Source organism: Kribbella sp. NPDC058245 (assembly GCF_042882005.1).
Lineage (GTDB): Bacteria > Actinomycetota > Actinomycetes > Propionibacteriales > Kribbellaceae > Kribbella.
The window spans coordinates 17,406-35,926 of sequence record NZ_JBHVWY010000025.1 but is presented as its reverse complement, the minus strand read 5'-3'; the positions used below and the strand labels follow the sequence as shown (position 1 = coordinate 35,926).

Here is an 18,521-nt window from a genome sequence, read left to right as displayed (position 1 = left end):
ATGGAGAGGGTGCGAGAAATTAACGCTTCCCCCTATTGCATTTCTCAGGTCCTCTGCGTTCTCCTTGCTCTCGACCGGATGTTGCTGCCGGTGAACAAGGAGGTACGCCCAGTGAGGGACATCTTTCCGGCGAGAATCCTGGGGCTCAGCCCAAGCCCCCAGCAGCTCACCGCCATCGCCCGTGGCGGCGGGTTCCCCGTGCTCGACCTGCCCGGGTCCGGCACCGCCGCCGAACTGACCCGGGCGACCGCCCGGCTGCGCGGATTTCCGTACGGCGTCCGCGTGCCGACCGGCCGCGCGATCCCGTCCGAGGTCATCCGAGACTGCGGCGTTTCGCTAACCCTGCAAGGGATTGCGTCACCTGCAACGGGCCTGCCGATGCTGGCTGAGGTGGCCTCGGTGCAGCAGGCAGCGCAGGCTGTCGAGCTTGGAGCGATCGGCCTGGTCGCGGTCGCTGCGGAGCTGTCGGCCTTCGTCCTGCTGCAACAACTCCTCGACCTGTACGGCGACCAGGTCCCCGTCTGGGCGACCGGCATCGGCCCCCGCACGGCGGTCGGAGCCGTCGCGGGCGGAGCGGCCGGCGTACTGATCGATGAACAGCTCGCGCTGTTGCCCGAGGCAACTTCGGTACGGCGTCAGTCGCTGCCGGACTCGTCACTCGCTCCCCTCTTCGCGCAGCGCTACCGCACCACCGAATCCGCGATCCGCTCCCTGCGTGCCGCGGTCGACGATCTCCCAATACAGGCCGACCAAGGCGTACCGCTCTGCCGCACACTGGGTAGCGCGCTGCCGATCGCGCAGGGCCCGATGACGCGGGTCAGCGATCAGCCCGCCTTCGCCGCGGCAGTTGCCGAACACGGCGGATTCCCGTTTGTCGCGGTGGCGACCTCGAACGGCGTACAGACCACTGACCTGCTCGCGAAGACTGCTCACGCGCTCGGCGACCGGCCGTGGGGCGCCGGGCTGCTCGGGTTCATCGACGCCAATAAGCGTGGGGAGCAGCTGTCCGCCGTACTGGCTGCGAAGCCGCGGTGTGCGTTGCTCGCCGGTGGGAAGCTGGCTCAGGCCAAGGCGTTGGAGGCCCAGGGCATCGCGACGTACATGCACGTGCCGTCGCCGATCCTGCTGCAGCAGTTCCTCGATGCGGGGATCAAGCGGTTCGTGTTCGAGGGCGCTGAGTGTGGCGGGCATGTGGGTCCGCGGTCCAGCTTCGCGCTGTGGGAGCAGCAGCTCGACGTACTGCAGGGACATGGGCCTGGCCTGGAGATCCTGTTCGCTGGCGGCATCCATGACGCGCGCTCCGCCGCGATCGTCGCGGCCGCCGCCGCGGATCTGGCGACGGCCGGCGCAGGCATCGGCGTACTGATGGGGACCGCCTACCTGTTCACCCGCGAAGCGGTCACCACTGGAGCGATCACTGAACTGTTCCAGGAGCAGGCGATCCAGGCTGAGGCGACGGTGACCCTGGAGACCGCGCCGGGGCACAGCACACGCTGCCTGCCCAGTCCGTACACCACGCAGTTCGAGGCGCTCAAGAGTGAACTCGCGGACGTACCGCGGCAGGAAGCCTGGCAACAGCTCGAGGAGCTCAACACCGGCCGGCTCCGGATCGCCTCCAAAGGCCTCACTCGCGAAGGCGCCCAGCTGGTCAGCGTGGACGCCGACGCCCAGCTCGACCAGGGCCTGTACATGGCCGGCCAGGTCTCGGTCCTGCGCGACGCCCGTACGACGATCGCCGACCTCCATACCGCGGTCACCGACGGCGCCGCCGAGCTGCTGCGCACTCGGGTGCCGCGCCAACCGGTCGCTGCCGAGAGCCGGGACATCGCGATCGTCGGCATCGCCTGCACGTTCGCCGGTGCACCCGACCTGCCCGCGTTCTGGTCGAACATCCTGAACGGCGTGGACTCGGTCACCGAGGTCCCGACGGACCGCTGGGACTCCACCATCTATGCCGACCAGTCGACATCGCGCTGGGGAGGGTTCCTGCCGGCGGTCGAGTTCGACCCGCTGGCCTACGGCATCCCACCCACGTCGATGGCCAGCATCGACCCGGCGCAACTGGTGTCGCTGGAGACCGCGCGCCGTGCACTCGCCGATGCCGGGTACGACGAGCGTCCGTTCGACCGTGAACGCACCAGCGTGCTCTTCGGTGCGGAGGCTGGCAGCGACCTCGCCAACGCTGAGGTGCTGCGAGCCCTGCTGCCAAGCTACTTGGGTGAGGTGCCCGCGGAGTTGCTCGGCCAACTGCCTGAGCTGACCGAGGACTCCTTCCCCGGCACGCTCGCCAACGTCATCTCCGGCCGGATCGCCAACCGCCTCGATCTCCGCGGCGCAAACTACACGGTGGACGCGGCCTGCGCCTCGTCGCTGGCTGCACTGGACATCGCGGTCAAGGAACTGCGGTCCGGCAGCAGTTCGATGGTGCTGTGCGGCGCGGTCGACCTGCACAACGGCATCAACGACTACCTGAACTTCACCTCCGCCGGCGCGTTGTCGCCGACCGGCCGCTGCCGGCCGTTCGACGCCTCGGCGGACGGGATCGCGCTCGGCGAAGGTGTTGCCTGTCTGGTGCTTAAGCGCCGTACTGATGCGGAACGCGACGGCGACCGCGTGTACGGCGTGATCAAGGGAGTCGGGGCTGCGAGTGATGGGAAAGCGCTCGGGCTGACCGCACCGCGGCCGGAAGGACAGCGGCGGGCGTTGGAACGCGCGTACGAAGACGCCGGTGTATCGCCTGCCGAGGTCTGCCTGGTCGAGGCGCACGGAACCGGGACTGTGGTCGGTGACGCGACCGAGCTGCGGACGCTGACCGAGTTCTTCACCGACGCGGGCGCCCAACCAGGGTCGATCGCGCTGGGGTCGGTGAAGAGCCAGATCGGCCATACGAAGTGCGCGGCCGGGCTGGCCGGACTGATCAAGGCGACGCTCGCGCTCTGGCACGAGGTGGTACCGCCGACGCTGCACCTCGATTCGCCGAACACCGCCTGGGATGCCGACCGCAGTCCGTTCACCTTCTCTACAACGGCCCGACCGGCGCCCGGCCTGCACGGTCTGGCTGGGGTGAGCGCGTTCGGGTTCGGTGGGACGAACTTCCACGCTGTCCTCGCGCCGGGACCGATCTCGCCGGACCGCGCGCATGCGTTGCGGGACTGGAAGGCTGAGCTACCCGCGATCACTGTTGGCGAGACGACGCCGGGCAAACTCGCGTTTCTGTTCCCCGGTCAAGGGAGTCAGCGCACGGGCATGCTCGCCGAGTTGTTCGTGCACTTCCCGGATCTCGCGGACAGCATGCGGTCGCACCCTGACCTGGTGTCGGCGGTGTTCCCGCCGCGCGCATTCGACGATGCGCGCATCACGGCACAGAACGAGGCAGTGACCGATACCCGCGTGGCCCAGCCCGCGCTTGGGTTGGTCGAGTCCGCGGTGTGCGGGCTGCTGGCCGAGCTTGGCGTTAGGCCCGACTTCCTGGCCGGGCACAGCTATGGCGAACTGGTCGCGTTGTCAGTGGCCGGTGCGTTCGACACCGCGACGCTGGTCGAGCTGAGCCGGGCCCGGGCCGAGGCGATCGCGGGAATGCCTTCCGGCGCGATGGCCGCCGTACGGGCTCGGTATGACGACGTGGCCGAAACCCTTGCTGGTCTGGATGTTGTGGTGGCGAACCACAACGCACCCGAGCAGATCGTCATCTCCGGCAGCGTGTCCGCCATCGACCACAGCGTTGCTCACCTCCGCACGCGCGGCATCGCGGCCAAGCGGATCCCGGTGTCGTGTGCCTTCCATAGCCCGCTCGTTGCCGAGGCCGGCGACCTGTTCGCGAAGACGCTGCGGGACGCGCCGATCCAGGATCCGGCGTTGCCGGTGTGGTCGAACCGCACAAGCAAGCAGTACGAGGCTGGCTCGGTCCGCGAGGAGCTCGCGCTGCAGATCCCGTCCGCGGTGCGCTTCGTCGACCAGATCGAGGACATGTACGCCGCCGGGGCCCGGATCTTCCTGGAGGTCGGGCCCGGCCGGGTGCTGTCGCGGCTGACCGGCGAGATCCTTGGCGACCGCCCACACCAGGTCCTGGCCTGCGAACCCGGCCTGAACGGATTCCTGACCACCCTCGGCGCACTCGCCAAGGCCGGCGTCCCGGTCGACACCGACCGCCTCTTCCGCGGCCGCCCGACCCCACCCGAACCCCGCACGGATGTGTGGACGGTCAACGGTGCCGTCGTCCGCCAGCCGAACGGACAGATCCCCACCAACGGACTCACTCCCGCCCAGCAGATCCCGAGGTCCATCATGAACGAGCCGGCCCAGCGCGATCAGGTGATCGTCGAGTTCCTCCGCACCAGCCGCGAATTCGTCGCCGGCCAACGCGACGTCATGCTCGGCTACCTCGGTACGGCGCCCGCCGCACCCCGCCCGTCTGAACCCATCCCCGCCCCGGCCGTGGTCGTCGTACCGGTGCAGGAACTGACAGTCGTCGAAGAACCGGTGGCGGAAGCCGTCGCCACCGACGTCCGCGCCACGGTCCTCGCCGTGATCAGTGATCGCACAGGCTTCCCCGCCAGCATGATCCAAGGCGATCTCGACCTCGAAGCCGATCTCTCCATCGACTCCATCAAACGCACCGAAATCGCCGGCACGCTCCTGACAAAACTAGGCCTCACCAAGCTAGGCCTGACCGCCGTCGACAGCACCGACCTCCTGGTCCGCCAACGCACCGCCAACGGCCTCGTCACCCAACTCGAACTCCTCCTCACCCCCACAACGTCCGAAGAACCGGAGACGGGCGCCCGCGTGTCTTCGGACGCTGTGGATCCCGCCCTCGCAACGTCCGAAGGACCGGAGACGGGCGCCCGCGTGTCTTCGGACGTTGTGGGAGGGGGTGCGCCGCGGCGGTATGTTTCGCGGGCGAAGGCTTGCCCACCGGCTGAAGGGACGAGCCTGCACGGTACGACGTTCACCGTGTTGGGGCCGGATGACCTCGCCGAATCCATTCGTGAACGGCTGACCGGTGCTGGGGCAACAGCGGTTGAGGGGGCTGACGCCGATCTCGTCGTCTCGCTCGACGCGCTGACCGACACCGGCGAGTCACCCGCACCGCGACTGTTCAGCCAGCTGAAGGCCGCTCGTGGAACCTTCCTGGCGGTTGCGACCACGAGCGACGGACTCCGCGGCCTGTTCCGAGCGGCAGCGCTAGAACGGGACGCGATCACCCGCCTCGTCCTGCTCGACAACCTCGACCACCCTGCCGAGATCGTTCTGGCGGAAGCTCGCACCGCGGACGACGTGGTTGTTGCCCACCACAACGATGACGGCCGATGGACCGACGTACCGGTCAACGAAGAGCTTGGCTCACTGGCTCACTCGGGCGCCGGCCCTGGCAGCGGCGAGCTCCAGGCGATCGGCCTCGACGCGGACTCCGTCGTACTCCTCGTCGGTGGCGCCCGCGGCATCACCGCCCGTACGGCGATCGCCCTCGCCGCCAACGGATCCCGGATCGAGCTCGCCGGCCGTACCCCCTGGCCGATGGACCACGACGACGCCGCCCTCCCCGACGACCCGCAAGCCATCCGGGAGACGCTGATCGCCCGCGGCGGTTCCATCGCGGACATCGAGCGCCACGTCAGAACCGTCCTGGCCCAACGCGAGATCGGCCGCACACTTGACCAGATCAAGGCGGCCGGTGGCCAGGCCGGGTACCAGGGCGTCGACGTACAGGACAGCGAAGCCGTGCACCAGCTGGTCAAGGACGTCGTCACCCGGCACGGCCGCATCGACGGCGTCGTCTACGCCGCGGGTGTCATCGACGACAAGCTGATGGCGCTCAAGGACGACACCTCGTTCCGCACAGTCTTCGAGACCAAGGTCACCGGCGCGAACACGTTGCTCACGGCACTCACCGAGGAGAAGATCCAGCCGGCCTTCATCACCTTCTTCGGCAGTATCTCCGCGGTCCTCGGCAACCGCGGTCAGACCGACTACGCCGCCGCCAACGACGCTCTGGAAGACCTCGCCACCCGCTGGAACGGCCGCGCCCTCACCGTGCACTGGGGACCGTGGGCACCGGCCGACGACCACAGCGGCATGGTCACCCCAGAGCTGGCACGCGAATACGAGCGCCGCAATGTCGCGCTGATCGATCCCGAGGAAGGCACCGCCGCCCTGCTCCGGGAGCTCGCCTACGGATCCCCCGACGTGAGTGCCGTGCTGTACACGGCATCGCTGTGGTGAGCCAGGAGCCGGTCGCCATCGTCGGGATGGGCGTTCTCCTCCCCGGCGCGGCCAACACCGGCCAGTACTGGCAGAACATCATCACCGGCACCGACGCCATCACCGACGTACCGGCTGCCCGCTGGGACCCGAGCTTCCACGGCACCACCGGTACGGCGCCCGACCAGACCCACGGCCGTCGGGGCGGCTTCGTCTCGGACACCGTCGACTTCGATCCACTCGGCTTCGGCATCCCACCCACCGATGTCGACGGGATGGAACCCGACCAGCTCGCCGCGCTCGCGACCGCCGTGGCCGCGATCGAGGACGCGGGCGGGTTCGACCGCCTCGGCGACCGGTCGAAGGTCGGCGTCATCCTCGGCCGCGGCGGCTACCTCTCCCCCGGCCTGCTGCGGTTCGACCAGCGAGTCCGCACGGTCCGCCAGATCACCCGCACCGTGCAGGAACTCGTCCCGTCTGCCGGCCCCGAGGTACTCGACCGGTTGCGTACGGCGCTCCTCGAGCCGCTCGGTGAGTTCCGCGCCCAGACCGCCATCGGCCTGGTCCCCAACCTCGCCGCCTCCCGGATCGCCAACCGCCTCGACCTGTTCGGACCGGCGTACACAGTCGACGCCGCCTGCGCGTCCTCACTCGTTGCCGTCGACCAGGCGATCAGCGAGCTCATCAGGCGCCGGTGCGACGTCGTACTGGCGGGCGGTGTCCACCACACGCACGACGACACCCTCTGGTCGATGTTCACCCAGATCGGTGCCCTGTCGCCGAGCCAGCGGATCAGCCCGCTGTCCAAGGACGCCGACGGTCTCCTGATCGGGGAGGGCACCGCGATCGTCATGCTCAAGCGCCTCGACGACGCCCGCGCCAACGGCGACCGCGTGTACGCCGTTCTCCGTGGCTCGGGCACCTCCAGCGACGGCAAGGGTGCGAGCCTCCTCAGTCCGTCGGTTGCCGGCCAGGTCCTCGCCCTGCAGCGGGCCTGGTCGGCGGCCGACCTCGATCCCACCTCAATCGGCCTGCTTGAAGCACACGGCACCGCGACCAAGGCCGGTGACGCCGCCGAACTCGCCACGCTGACGGAGGTCTTCGGACCCGCCGACGACGGGCCGCGCCCGGTGATCGGTTCGGTCAAGTCGATGATCGGCCACACCCTGCCGACCGCAGGGATCGCGGGACTGGTCAAGGTCGCTCTCGCCTTGCACCACCGCACGCTGCCGCCGACCTTGCACTGCGAGGACCCCAATCCCCTCGTCGAGACCACGCGGTTCCGCACCATCAGTGCGGCCGAGGACTGGGAGACCGACTGGCCGCGGCGCGCAGCGGTGAACGCCTTCGGGTTCGGTGGCGTGAACGCGCACGTCGTACTGGAGGAGGCCGATCACGCACCCAAGCGCCGCGTGCAGGTCCACGAGCCCGAACGCATCCTGCGGATCGCGGCACAGACCGGCGACGAACTCCTCGACCTGCTCGACCGCCCCCGCACCACCGAGGGCAGCGGCCGGTTCCGGATCGGCATCGTCGGACCCACCGAATCAACCCTCGCCCTGGCCCGCCGGGTCGCCGCGAAGGTCGTTGCCGAGGGCAAGCCCTGGCGCGGCGCCAAGGACATCTGGTGCACCACCGAGCCATTGCTCCAGGCAACCGACGCGAAGACGGCCTTCCTGTTCCCAGGACTGGAAGGCGACAGTACGCCGAACTGTGCGGACGTCGCTCGCCAGTTCGGCCGACCCGCACCGCACTGGTCGACCGAGACACTCCTCGACCACGCCGAGAGCGTCACCCACGTAGGCATGCTCCTCAACGACGCCCTCGACCGCCTCGGCATCACTCCCGGTGCACTAGCAGGTCACAGCGTCGGCGAGTGGACCGCGATGCAGGTCGCGGGCATGTATGACAGCGGCCCGGCCAAGGACCTAGTCGACCGCTACTGGCCAGACGGCTTCACCGTGCCCAACACGGAGTTCCTCGTGCTCGGCTGCTCCCCCGACATCGCCGAACCGCTCTACTCCGGCCTCAACGTCGTCCTGTCGCACGACAACGCTCCCCAGCAGACGATCGCGTGCGGAACCCCAGACGCCATCCAGCAGCTCGCCGAGACCTGCCGCGGCGCGGGCGTGATCGCCAGAACCCTGCCGTTCCGATCCGGCTTCCATACCCCGTTCCTCACCCCACACCTGAAGCCGTTCGCCAGCCTCATCCAGGACCTCGACTTCCACCCCGGCCAGCTCCCCGTGTGGTCAGCCACCACTGTCGCGCCGTACCCGACCGACCCGCAAGCGATCCGCGACCTGTACCTCACCCACCTCGTCCGCAAGGTCCGCTTCCGCGAACTCATCAAGACCCTGTACGACGACAGCTTCCGCGTCTTCGTCCAGGTCGGGGCCGGCCAGCTCGGGTCGTTCGTCAGCGACACCCTGCAGGAGGCCGAACACCTCGTCATCGGGGCCGCCTCCGGCTTCCGCTCCGGACTGAGTCAGCTCCGCCGAGTCGCGACAGCGCTCTGGGTCGAGGGCGCCCAGCCCCAGTTCGACGTACTGGAGCCGCGGACCGTCCGCCTCAACACCTCAAACGCCCTGCTGTCGTTGCCGGCGAACGCGCGCGGGCTGCTCGAACCCATGGTGGATCTGCCCGCCGGGGTCTCCGACGAGATCGTCGCCGAGTTCACCGCGCTCCTGGCTGAGACTCGCCGCAGCGCCGCGAGCGTCATCGCGGCGTACGCGGGCAACCGCACCGCCGAGACCACGGTGGAGGTCTCGCTGACAGCGATGCCCTACCTGCGCGACCACCGGTTCTTCCGGCAGCGTGACGGCTGGCCGGACGAATCCGACTACTGGCCGGTCGTTCCCGCGACCGCGCTCGTCGACATCGCCTGCCGCCAGGTCGAGAAGGCCTGGCCGGGAACTGTTGCCATCGGCATCCAAGACGCCACCTTCGCGCGCTGGCTACTCGCCGAACCCGCCACGACGGTCAAGGTCGCCATGAATCGTGAGGACGGTCAAGTCCGCGTCGACCTCGGCTCGTACGCCCAGATGACCGTCAAGATCGCGCCGTCCTACCCGGTCGCTCCGCCCGCCCCCGTCATCACCGCGACCGAGACCCAACCGCCCCACACAGCGGCCGAGATCTATACCTACCGCGAGATGTTCCACGGACCGGCGTACCGGGGTCTCGCCGTACTGCATGGCATCGGCCGCAACCACATCCGAGGCCGGCTGGTCGTCCCACCGGCACCCGGCGCCCTGCTCGACAACGTCGGCCAGCTGCTTGGGTGCTGGATGCTCGCGAACGAGACCGACAACCTGCTCGCCTTCCCTCGCGGCATCAAGCGGGTCACCTGGTACGCCCCCGAACCAGAGCCCGGAGTCGAGGTCGAGTGCGTCGCCGAGATCCGCGCCGAACCAGACCTCCTAGAAATGACCGCCCACCTGATCCAGGACGGCCAAGTCCTGGCACGGGTTGACAGCTGGCGCGACGTCCGCTTCCCCTGCGACCGATCCGCCCACCGCGTCTACACGTACCCGGACCGCAATCGCTTATCCACAATGCATCCAGACGGTACGGCGTCAGTCACCGACCGCTGGCCGAGTCTCGCGGCCCGCGAGTTCTACGCGGGTGTCTACCTGAACCGAGCCGAACGAACGGCGTACGCGACCTGCCCACCCCGCGAACAACGCGGCTGGCTACTCCGCCGCATCGCGATCAAAGACGCCGTACGGGCCTTGATCGGCGAGCCGATCTATCCGGCCGAGCTCCACGTGCACGACGACGAGAAGAACGTGTCCGGCCTGCAGGGCCGGACCCTGCCACCCCTGTCCATCACTGTCACCTCCGACAGCAACAGCGCCCACGCCCTGGCGACACCCCTCGGGAGCCCCGCATGACCACTAGCCTCATCGTGTTCGACACCGTTGCCGAGCTGCTCGCCCCGTTGGTGGGCGACCTCGACCTGCTGGACCTGGAGATCACTCCGGACAGCACGTTCCACGAGGAGCTTGGGCTGCAGAGCATCGACCTTGTCACGTTCGCGGGCATCCTCGCCGAGCACTTCGGCCCGGATGTGAATCTCGCCGAGCACCTGGCGCAGAAGGATCTCGACGAGGTCATCGAACTGACGGTCGGCGCCATCGCGACGTTCGTCTCCGACCGGCTCGCGCAGCGGGGCTGAGGCCGATGCCCACGATGATGGTCAACGGGTTGAGCACCAACGTCCAGCTCGTCCAGGCCGACGGCGAACAGACGGTCGTGTTCCTGCACGGCATGGGCACGGACAGCCTGGCGAGCTTCTACCTGACCCTGGCGCCGCCGGTCGCGGCCGCGGGGATCAACGTGATCAGCTACGACCTGCGCGGCCATGGCAAGACCGAGCGGCCGATCAGCGGCTACACGATCGCCGACTTCGTGGCCGACCTGCACGACCTGCTCAGCCAGCTCGACGTCGACCAGGTGCACCTGGTCGGCAACAGCTTCGGCGGCACGCTCGCCTTCAGCTACGCCGCCGCCTATCCGGGCAAGGTGCGCAGCATCGTCTGTATCGAGTCCGAGCCGGCCACCGAGCTGTGGGCGGACAAGATGACCCAGATCCTCGGCTACACGATCGAGTTCCTCGCGCAGGAGGAGAGCTACGACTGGATCGAGGCGAACTTCAGCGCCCACCACCGGCGGCTCGCCCGGCAGGCGGCCGACCGGATCATGTCCACCAACATGGCGCAGGAGGTGCCGCTCGGTCCCTTGCTCAGCCTCGACGACCTCGCCTCCATCGAGTGCCCGGTACTGAACATCCTGGGTAGCCACGGCTACCAGTCCGACGATCTCGAGGCCCTGACGACAACACTGCCCAACGGAGAGCTGCACGTCTTCGACGGCCAGGGGCACTCGGTGCTGGTCGAACGGCACCGCGAAGTACGCGAGCTGGTACTGCGTTGGATCGGACGGCAAGCCGCATGAGGTTCCTGCTCGTGGTCCCGCCGCTCACCGGCCACGTCACCCCCTTGCGGGCAGTGGCGACGGCGTTGCGCGCGGACGGCCATGAGGTCGCCTGGTGCGGTCCCGAGCCGACCACTTCGGAGCTCGTCGGTTCGGGCCCGGTCTATCCGGCCGGCGACGCGCGTCCGTTCGATGTCGATCTGCGCCCGGCCAACCTCCGTGGGTTCGCCGCGCTGAAGTACCTCTGGGAGACCTACCTGATCCCGCTGGCCCACGAGATGGTCCCGGGCGTCCGCGCCGCAGTCGACAAGTTCGCTCCACATGTGGTGGTTGCCGACCAGCAAGCCTTCGCGGGTGCAGTGGTGGCGGCCGGCCTGGGGTTGCCGTGGGCAACTTCCGCGTCGACCTCGACCGAACTCGCGGAACCCGCGTTCCCCAAGATCGATGCCTGGATCACCGAACTCCTCCACGAGCTGTGCCGACAGAACGACGTACCGGCGCTCGACCTGAGGTTCTCACCGCATCTCATCCTCGCCTTCACCACTCAGGAACTCGCCGGACCACCGTCGCCAAACCTCACAGTCCAGTACGTCGGTACGCCGATGGCCGAGCCGCCCAAGGTCGACTTCCCCTGGGACCGGCTCGACGATCGACCACTAGTCGTGATCACCCTCGGTACGGCGAATGCCGAGGCCGGACGGCGATTCCTCGCCGAAGGCGTCGCCGCGCTGGCCTCGATGCCCGAGGTCCAAGGCGTCGTCGCCGGACACCTGCCGCACGCCGACGTCGTCGTGGTCGAACGGATCCCGCAGGTCGAACTCCTGCAGCGGGCCGCGGTCGTGGTCTGTCACGGCGGTCAGAACACCGTCAGCGAGAGCCTGCACGCCGGCGTACCGCTGGTGGTCGCACCGATCCGCGACGACCAGTCGATGCTCGCCCAGCAAGTCGTCACCGCGGGCGCGGGGGTCCGCGTCCGGTTCGACCGCGCCGGCGCCGACGACCTGCGTGAAGCGATCACATCGGTGCTCACCCGTCCCCAGTACGCCCGCAACGCGGCCCGGATCCAGCAGTCGTACCTGGCTGCCGGCGGTGCCGCCCAAGCCGCCCAGCTCTTGGCACAGGAAGGACAACCATGCAACCCGATGTCGAGATGAGCCGCATCGAACGGCTCATGTGGGACGTGTACGAACACGTCCGCAGCAACGGCGGTCGGCTCTACGAAGGTGGAGCCAGCGTCGAGGAGGCGACGTACCTGCAAGAGGTCACCGTCCGGACCGGAGCGCTGCGGATCGCCGAGGTCGGGTTCAATGTCGGCTTCTCCAGCATCGCCTTCCTGGAGAGTTCACCCGACGTCACCGTGGTCTCCTTCGAGCTGGACCAGCGGCATGCGGTCGTGCTCGCCAAGGAGTACGTCGACCAGAACTACCCCGGCCGGCACGAGTTGATCATCGGCAACTCGCTCACCACCCTTCCGGCGTACGAGGCCGGAAAGTTCGACCTGGTCTTCGTCGACGGCGGCCATGAGTACGAGGTCGCCACCGCCGATATCCGCAACGCCGCCCGGCTCGCCAAACCCGACGGTCTGGTCGTCGTCGACGATCTCGTCCCCTGGTATCCGTGGGGCGTCGGCCCCACGCAGGCCTGGGACGAGGCCGTCGCCGACGGCCTGATCGAGCCGCTCGAGCTGTTGGTCGACGGCAAACCCGTCGATCTCATCGCCGAACCAGGTGACCGTGCCTGGGCTCTCGGCCGATTCCGCGCAATGTAGCTAGTTGTCCCGCCCCCGCTGGAGCAAGGGAGTTCGAAGTGAGGAAACGTCTGCTCGCACTGACCGGAGCGCTGGTGTTCGCACTGGCACCGGTCGTCGCACCACCCGCCGTCGCAAGCCAGACCGCGGCGACCGCCTGGACCCCGCAACCGGAACCCGAAACCTACGGCCGCAGTACGCCGGTCACCGCGACCGTCACGATGGATGACGGCGTCGCCATCTCCGTCCAGATCGTCTACCCGACCAACCCCGCCACCGGACAGCGTGCACCAGGGACCTTCCCGGTGCTGGTGAGCCAGAACCCGTACGGCACCCAACTGATGGACCCGACCACGGCAGGTGACTACTTCGTCAAGCGTGGCTACATCTACGTCGTCTCCGCCGTCCGTGGCACCGGAACCTCCGGTGGCCAGCTGGACTGGTTCGGCGAGCGGCAGGGTAAGGACGGTGCTGTCCTGGTGAACTGGGCCGCCCGCACCCTGGACGGCTCGGCCGGTACCGTCGGCCTGGACGGCTGCTCCTACCTCGGCGTGAACCAGTGGTACACCGCCGCGGCCGTCGGCCCGAACTCCGCACTGAAGGCGATAGCGCCGTTCTGCACGGACTCGTCGTCCTACGAAGACCTCGCGGCGGCCGGCGGTATCCCGTCCCAGTTCGTCCCGCAGGTCGCCACGGTCATCCCGCGTGGCCCGCAGTCCAACGCGCAGAACGAGCCGATCCAGCAGACGGTCAACGACCTGAAGACCGGTGGACCGCGCTCCTACAACAACGACTACTGGAACAGCCTCAGCATCGAGCAGTTGATGCCGAAGATCGTTGCCAACGGCATCCCCGCACTGTCGGAGTCCGGCTGGAACGATCTCTTCCCGGCGGGCAACATCGGTGCTTACGTCGCCGGCCAGAACGCCTACTACGGCCGGCCGCTGACCGCGCCGATCAAGGCCGGGCAGCCGGTCACCGGCCGGTACCAGGCGATCGTCGGCCCGTGGACCCACGGTGCGAACGTGTCGGGCGACGTACTGGCCAACATCCGCAAGGAATGGTTCGACACCTGGCTCAAGGGCAAGCCGACCGGCATGGCCGACACGACCACGCCGCTGCACCTCTTCCAGAACCAGCAAGCCAAGTGGGTCGACTCCGCTGCGTGGCCCCCGTCCCTGCGCACCGAGTCGTACTACCTGAACACCGGCGGGACCCTGACCGCGAACCAGCCCACCGTGGCCGGCGCTGACACCATCTACTGGTCGGCCCCCTGGTTCCCGGCGACCTACAACAGCCCCGCCTTCACCGAACCGAAGGTGCTCGACGGTCCGATCAACGTGACGACGTACCTCAAATCCACCACGAAGGACGCGCAGGTGACCGCGACGGTCAACCTGGTCAACCCGTACGGCTTCGCGACAAAGCTTGCCGACGGCACCCAACTGGCCAGCCTCCGCCAGCTCGACACCAGCAAGAGCTGGTACGGCGACGGCAACGCCCTGATCAAAGCCAGTCACCCGTTCACCCAGGCCAGCCAGCAGTTCCTGACCCCGACCGAGACCGTGAAGGTCGACATCTCGGTCCTGCCGAACTTCACCCTGATCCCGGCCGGCTACCGGCTGCAGGTCGTCCTGTCCAGCCAGACGCCGTCGAACTTCCACATCCCGATGGCGCCTACCCCGCAGCAGCAGGCCAACCTGAACTACGGCCAGTTCGCCATCAGCCGCTCCCCCGGAGCCGCATCCTCCGTCACCCTGCCACTCACCTCACCCAGCCAGTTCGGCACGAGCCCCATCGTCTGGGGCCCGTCCTCCTGACCTGAAACCCGGCCGCTCCGACCTGCACCTGCAGGTCGGAGCGGTTCGTCATTCCGGTACGTCGATCTCCGCGCGCCACTCCTGGTGGAGCGTCGACAGGCGGGCGGCGATCTCCGGTTCGGAGTCGAGCAGGTTACGCTGCTCGGAGACATCGTCGGCAAGGTTCGCGAGGAACAGGCCCTTGCCCATCGGTGCGTGCTCGTAGGCCTGCAGGTGCCGAGCCTCCTCGGTGTCGTCGACCCAGCTCAGCTTCCAGTCGGAGTCGCGGACTGCCCATTGGAACCCGCAATCCCAATGCAACGCCGAGTGCCCCGGCCCGGCTCCGCGCAGCGCAGACAGAGCGTCGATGCCGTCGGTGATGCCCGGTACGGCGCCAGCCGCGGCCGTGAGCGTCGGTACCAAGTCCAAGGTGCTGAGCAGGCTGGCGCAGGTCTGCCCGGCCGGGAGAACGTCGGGCCACCGCCACAGCATGGGGATCCGGATGCCGCCCTCCCACAGCGTGTACTTGGTACCGCGCAAGGGAGTGTTGTCACCGAAGTTGCAGGTCGAGCCACCGTTGTCGGTGACGTAGACGACGATCGTGTTCCCGGCATCCTCGCCGTTGTCGATCGTGGCGAGCAGCTTCCCGATCTCCGCATCCATGAGTTCCAGTTGCGCGAGGTAATACTCGCGGCCGTGCGGAAGGTTCGGCACGATCGCGTCGTCGTACCAGTCGCCGAAGGTCTGTCCGGTGTCAGGAGTCCAGTCGGTGAACTTCGGCAGGTTCCTGGCCTCGAGCTCCTCGTCCGGCAACTGCCAGCAGAAGTTGTGCACCGCGTTGAACGCCACCATGCAGAAGTACGGCCGTTCCGCCTCCTCGTTGATAAAGGCGGCAGCCCGGCGACCGATCTCGGCGGTGAGGAAGCCCTCATGCTCGACCGGCTCGTCACCCGACAACAGCGGCTGGACTGCCATGTGGACCGCCGCCGGATCGCCGTACTCGGCCTGTGCCTCCTGTGAGTGGTGCAGGTAGTTCAGCCGGCCGAAGGACTGACCGGCCAGTCCGTAGAGCGTCGTCTCGAACCCATGATGTGGCGGACAGGCCCGGTCCCCGATGTCCTCACCGCCGTAGTGCACCTTGCCGAAGTACCCGGTCCGATACCCCTCGTCCTTCAGCCGCTCGGCCAGCGACGGTACGTCGTCCGGCGGGAACGACGACGACTCGAACCACTCGGCTCCCCACCGCTGTTGGTACCGCCCCGAGATGATCGCGGCGCGCGAGGGGCTGCAGATCGGCGCCGTCACGTAGGCGTCCGTGCAACTCACCCCCTCGGCCGCGAGCCGATCGAGGGCCGGAGTCCTCACCTCGGGATGCAGGCCCAGCGTCGAGCGGTCCGCATAGCCGTGATCGTCGGAGACGATGAGCAGAATGTTGGGTTTCGGCAAGGTCGTCCACCTCCACCCAAGACCCTACCTACCGCGCGTCGCCGGTCGGGCCCGACGCGTAGGGTCACGGACGGAGACCGTACCGTAGGGGTGTGAGCACTTTGGGGCGGCTGGATGCTGCGCAGCGGCGGCATCGGCGGCTCGGGTTCCCGCTCGCCGTGGTGTACAAGTTCTTCGACGACCAGGGCAGCTACCTCGCCGTCATCATCACCTACTACGCGTTCGCCGCGATCTTCCCGCTGCTGCTGATCTCCTCGTCCGTGCTCGGGTTCGTCCTCCAGGGCAACGAAGAGCTGCAGAAGGCCGTCCTGCAGTCGGCGCTCAAGGAGTTCCCGATCGTCGGCACCCAGCTGGCGACCCCGCAGGGACTGCAAGGCAGTACGCCGGCCGTGATCGTCGGCACGATCACCGCCCTGTACGGCATCATCGGGCTCGGCCAGGCGGTGCAGAACGCGGTCAACGTCACCTGGGGCACGCCCCGCAACGGGCGGCCCAATCCGTTCCGGGGTCGGTTGCGGTCCGGGGCGCTGCTGTCGCTAGCCGGTCTCACCGTGCTCAGCTTCGCCACGTTGACCGTCCTCGCCGGTAGCCAGGCCTCGCTGGCCGGGATCGTCACCGACAAGCTGGCGTGGCTGGTCTCGATCGGCTCGATCCTGGTGCTCACCGCGATGCTGACCCTGTGCCTGCGCCCGGCGACCAGGCCACGGCCCGCCTTCCGGCAGATCGTCCCGGGGGCCTTCTTCACCGCGGTCGGCTGGCACCTGCTCGAGCGGCTGGGTGGCGTCTACGTCACCGACGTACTGGCCAAGGCCAGCGCGGTGAACAGCGTCTTCGCGCTGACCCTCGGACTGATCGGGCTCATCTACGCCGCGGCCGTGATCGCCGTGATCGGCGCCGAGCTCAACTCGGTGATCGCCCACCAGCTCTACCCGCGGTCACTGCTGGCCCTCTTCAACGACTCGGTCGCCGACCTGACTCCTGCCGACCATCGCGCCTACGCCATGTACGCCAAGGCCCAGCGCCACAAGGCCGCCGAAACCATCGAAGTCACCTTCGACACCCCGCGCACCAAACGCTCCCGCCGCCCCCTGCGCAAACGCTAGCCAACTGACCGCTCGCGCCACCACTGGTGGCACGAGACACCTTGTGTTGGCTGGAGACCTGTGGCTTGAGGTCTCCAGCCCCGACTTCCTGTCTCCGGCCACAAGTGGTGGCAGGAGACCACGGCGCTGGGAGTCTGCCCGCCCGCTGGCTACTGAGCGGCCGGGGTGCGGGAGGCGAGTTCGGCGAGCTGCGCGAGGCGGTGGGCGCGCGCGGACTCGGCTGGAGTGAAGGGCTCGCCGGGGCGAGTGAAGGCGAACATGCCGGCCCAGGGCGACGGGATCTTCAGGAGTGTTCCATCCGCCGGCAGCGGCCCGGCGAGCAGGACACGATCGGTCACCAGCTGCGCACCGAGGAGTTCGGCGACCGCGTGCGGCAGCTCTGTCGGGTCGCCGACCACTCGCGCGGCCAAGCTCAGCGCCTTGGTCTGCCCATCCATCAGCGCGAGAGCTGTCGTCGACCAGACCTGGACGTCATACCCGCCCGCCTCCTCGACCGCGGCCGTCAGCGCACCCGACCGGACCGAGTCGGGCGCCGACACCACTAGCTCGTCCCGGACGCCATCCTCAACCGTGTGAACGTGCAGGCCGAGGATGTTCGCGTCCACCGCGGCCAACTGATGGGTCACGCGCTCGAGCGACCCCACCTTGTCCGGCACGGTCACCCGAATCCGCCACAAGCCATCAACGCCGCTGGTCGCCCGCACCTGCGGCGCATGCAGCCAGCTCCGCAGGAACCGCATCGCCGAAGGCTCCACCACCCAGATCACCAGCACTGTCGTCGTGACTACGAGCACAGCGACAGCCACGATGTACGGCGGATGCAGCGCCAGCACGGCCGCATGCAACGCGAACTCCACCGGGAACACGGCCAGCAGCTTGGCCACCGTCAACCGCAACCGCCGCGGATGCGGCAGCCGCCCGCACACCTCACACGCTTCCCCACCCACGAGCGCCGTACGCAACGATTCCATGCCGCCAGGATCACCCGCGCACGTTGCCCGCCGATTGCCGAACTGTGTCGCCGATGTGAGGACTGCGGCCCACAACGTCCGAACGATCGGAGGGCCGGCGTGCGCCCCTTCGGACGTTAAGGGCGACGCCGCGCTAACGTCCGAACGATCGGAGGGCGGGCGTGCGCCCCTTCGGACGTTAAGGGCGACACCGCGCTAACGTCCGAACGATCGGAGGGCCGGCGTGCGCCCCTTCGGACGTTAAGGGCGACACCGCGCTAACGTCCGAACGATCGGAGGGCCGGCGTGCGCCCCTTCGGACGTTAAGGGCGACACC

The 18,521-nt window shown here is 68.4% G+C and carries 10 protein-coding genes; 8 read left to right on the top strand and 2 right to left on the bottom strand.

What is annotated here, in order from left to right; genetic code table 11:
• The first annotated feature begins 111 nt into the window (after positions 1–111).
• From ACFVWG_RS39155 to ACFVWG_RS39125, 7 genes are read left to right on the top strand one after another with little or no spacing between them, the layout of a single operon-like run.
• Complete coding sequence (locus ACFVWG_RS39155) at positions 112–6,222, top strand: SDR family NAD(P)-dependent oxidoreductase (RefSeq protein ID WP_391548581.1); 6,111 nt, start codon at positions 112–114, stop codon at positions 6,220–6,222.
• Entirely contained in the window at positions 6,219–10,097 is a 3,879-nt protein-coding gene (locus ACFVWG_RS39150) for a beta-ketoacyl synthase N-terminal-like domain-containing protein (RefSeq protein ID WP_391548580.1), read from the top strand. Before ACFVWG_RS39155 ends, ACFVWG_RS39150 begins: the two co-directional genes overlap by 4 nt.
• Positions 10,094–10,381 carry an acyl carrier protein gene (locus ACFVWG_RS39145; RefSeq protein ID WP_391548579.1) on the top strand — a complete coding sequence of 96 codons (288 nt, stop codon included), beginning with the start codon at positions 10,094–10,096 and terminating at the stop codon, positions 10,379–10,381. The genes ACFVWG_RS39150 and ACFVWG_RS39145 overlap by 4 nt, the downstream gene beginning before the upstream one ends.
• A 5-nt stretch (positions 10,382–10,386) precedes the next feature.
• Positions 10,387–11,160 (top strand): alpha/beta fold hydrolase, encoded by a 774-nt coding sequence (locus ACFVWG_RS39140; protein ID WP_391548578.1) that lies wholly within the window; start codon positions 10,387–10,389, stop codon positions 11,158–11,160.
• Positions 11,157–12,293 carry a glycosyltransferase gene (locus ACFVWG_RS39135; protein WP_391548577.1) on the top strand — a complete coding sequence of 379 codons (1,137 nt, stop codon included), beginning with the start codon at positions 11,157–11,159 and terminating at the stop codon, positions 12,291–12,293. The genes ACFVWG_RS39140 and ACFVWG_RS39135 overlap by 4 nt, the downstream gene beginning before the upstream one ends.
• On the top strand, positions 12,290–12,907 hold the full coding sequence (locus ACFVWG_RS39130; RefSeq protein ID WP_391548576.1) for an O-methyltransferase: 618 nt from the start codon (positions 12,290–12,292) through the stop codon (positions 12,905–12,907). Before ACFVWG_RS39135 ends, ACFVWG_RS39130 begins: the two co-directional genes overlap by 4 nt.
• 38 nt (positions 12,908–12,945) lie before the next feature.
• Entirely contained in the window at positions 12,946–14,706 is a 1,761-nt protein-coding gene (locus ACFVWG_RS39125) for a CocE/NonD family hydrolase (RefSeq protein ID WP_391548575.1), read from the top strand.
• 48 nt (positions 14,707–14,754) lie between these two features.
• Here ACFVWG_RS39125 and ACFVWG_RS39120 read toward each other — a convergent pair whose 3' ends face one another.
• The gene (locus ACFVWG_RS39120) at positions 14,755–16,131 is read right to left on the bottom strand and encodes a sulfatase (protein ID WP_391548574.1); all 1,377 of its coding nucleotides are present in this window, start codon (positions 16,129–16,131) and stop codon (positions 14,755–14,757) included.
• 92 nt (positions 16,132–16,223) lie between these two features.
• Between ACFVWG_RS39120 and ACFVWG_RS39115 the strand changes: the two genes are divergently transcribed.
• Positions 16,224–17,234, top strand: coding sequence for a YihY/virulence factor BrkB family protein (locus tag ACFVWG_RS39115; protein WP_391548573.1), 1,011 nt, complete (start codon positions 16,224–16,226; stop codon positions 17,232–17,234).
• 149 nt (positions 17,235–17,383) lie between these two features.
• On the opposite strand, the gene ACFVWG_RS39110 is transcribed toward ACFVWG_RS39115, so the two are convergent.
• Positions 17,384–18,205, bottom strand: a complete 822-nt coding sequence (locus ACFVWG_RS39110; protein WP_391548572.1) for an amino acid-binding protein — start codon at positions 18,203–18,205, stop codon at positions 17,384–17,386.
• Positions 18,206–18,521: the final 316 nt, after the last annotated feature.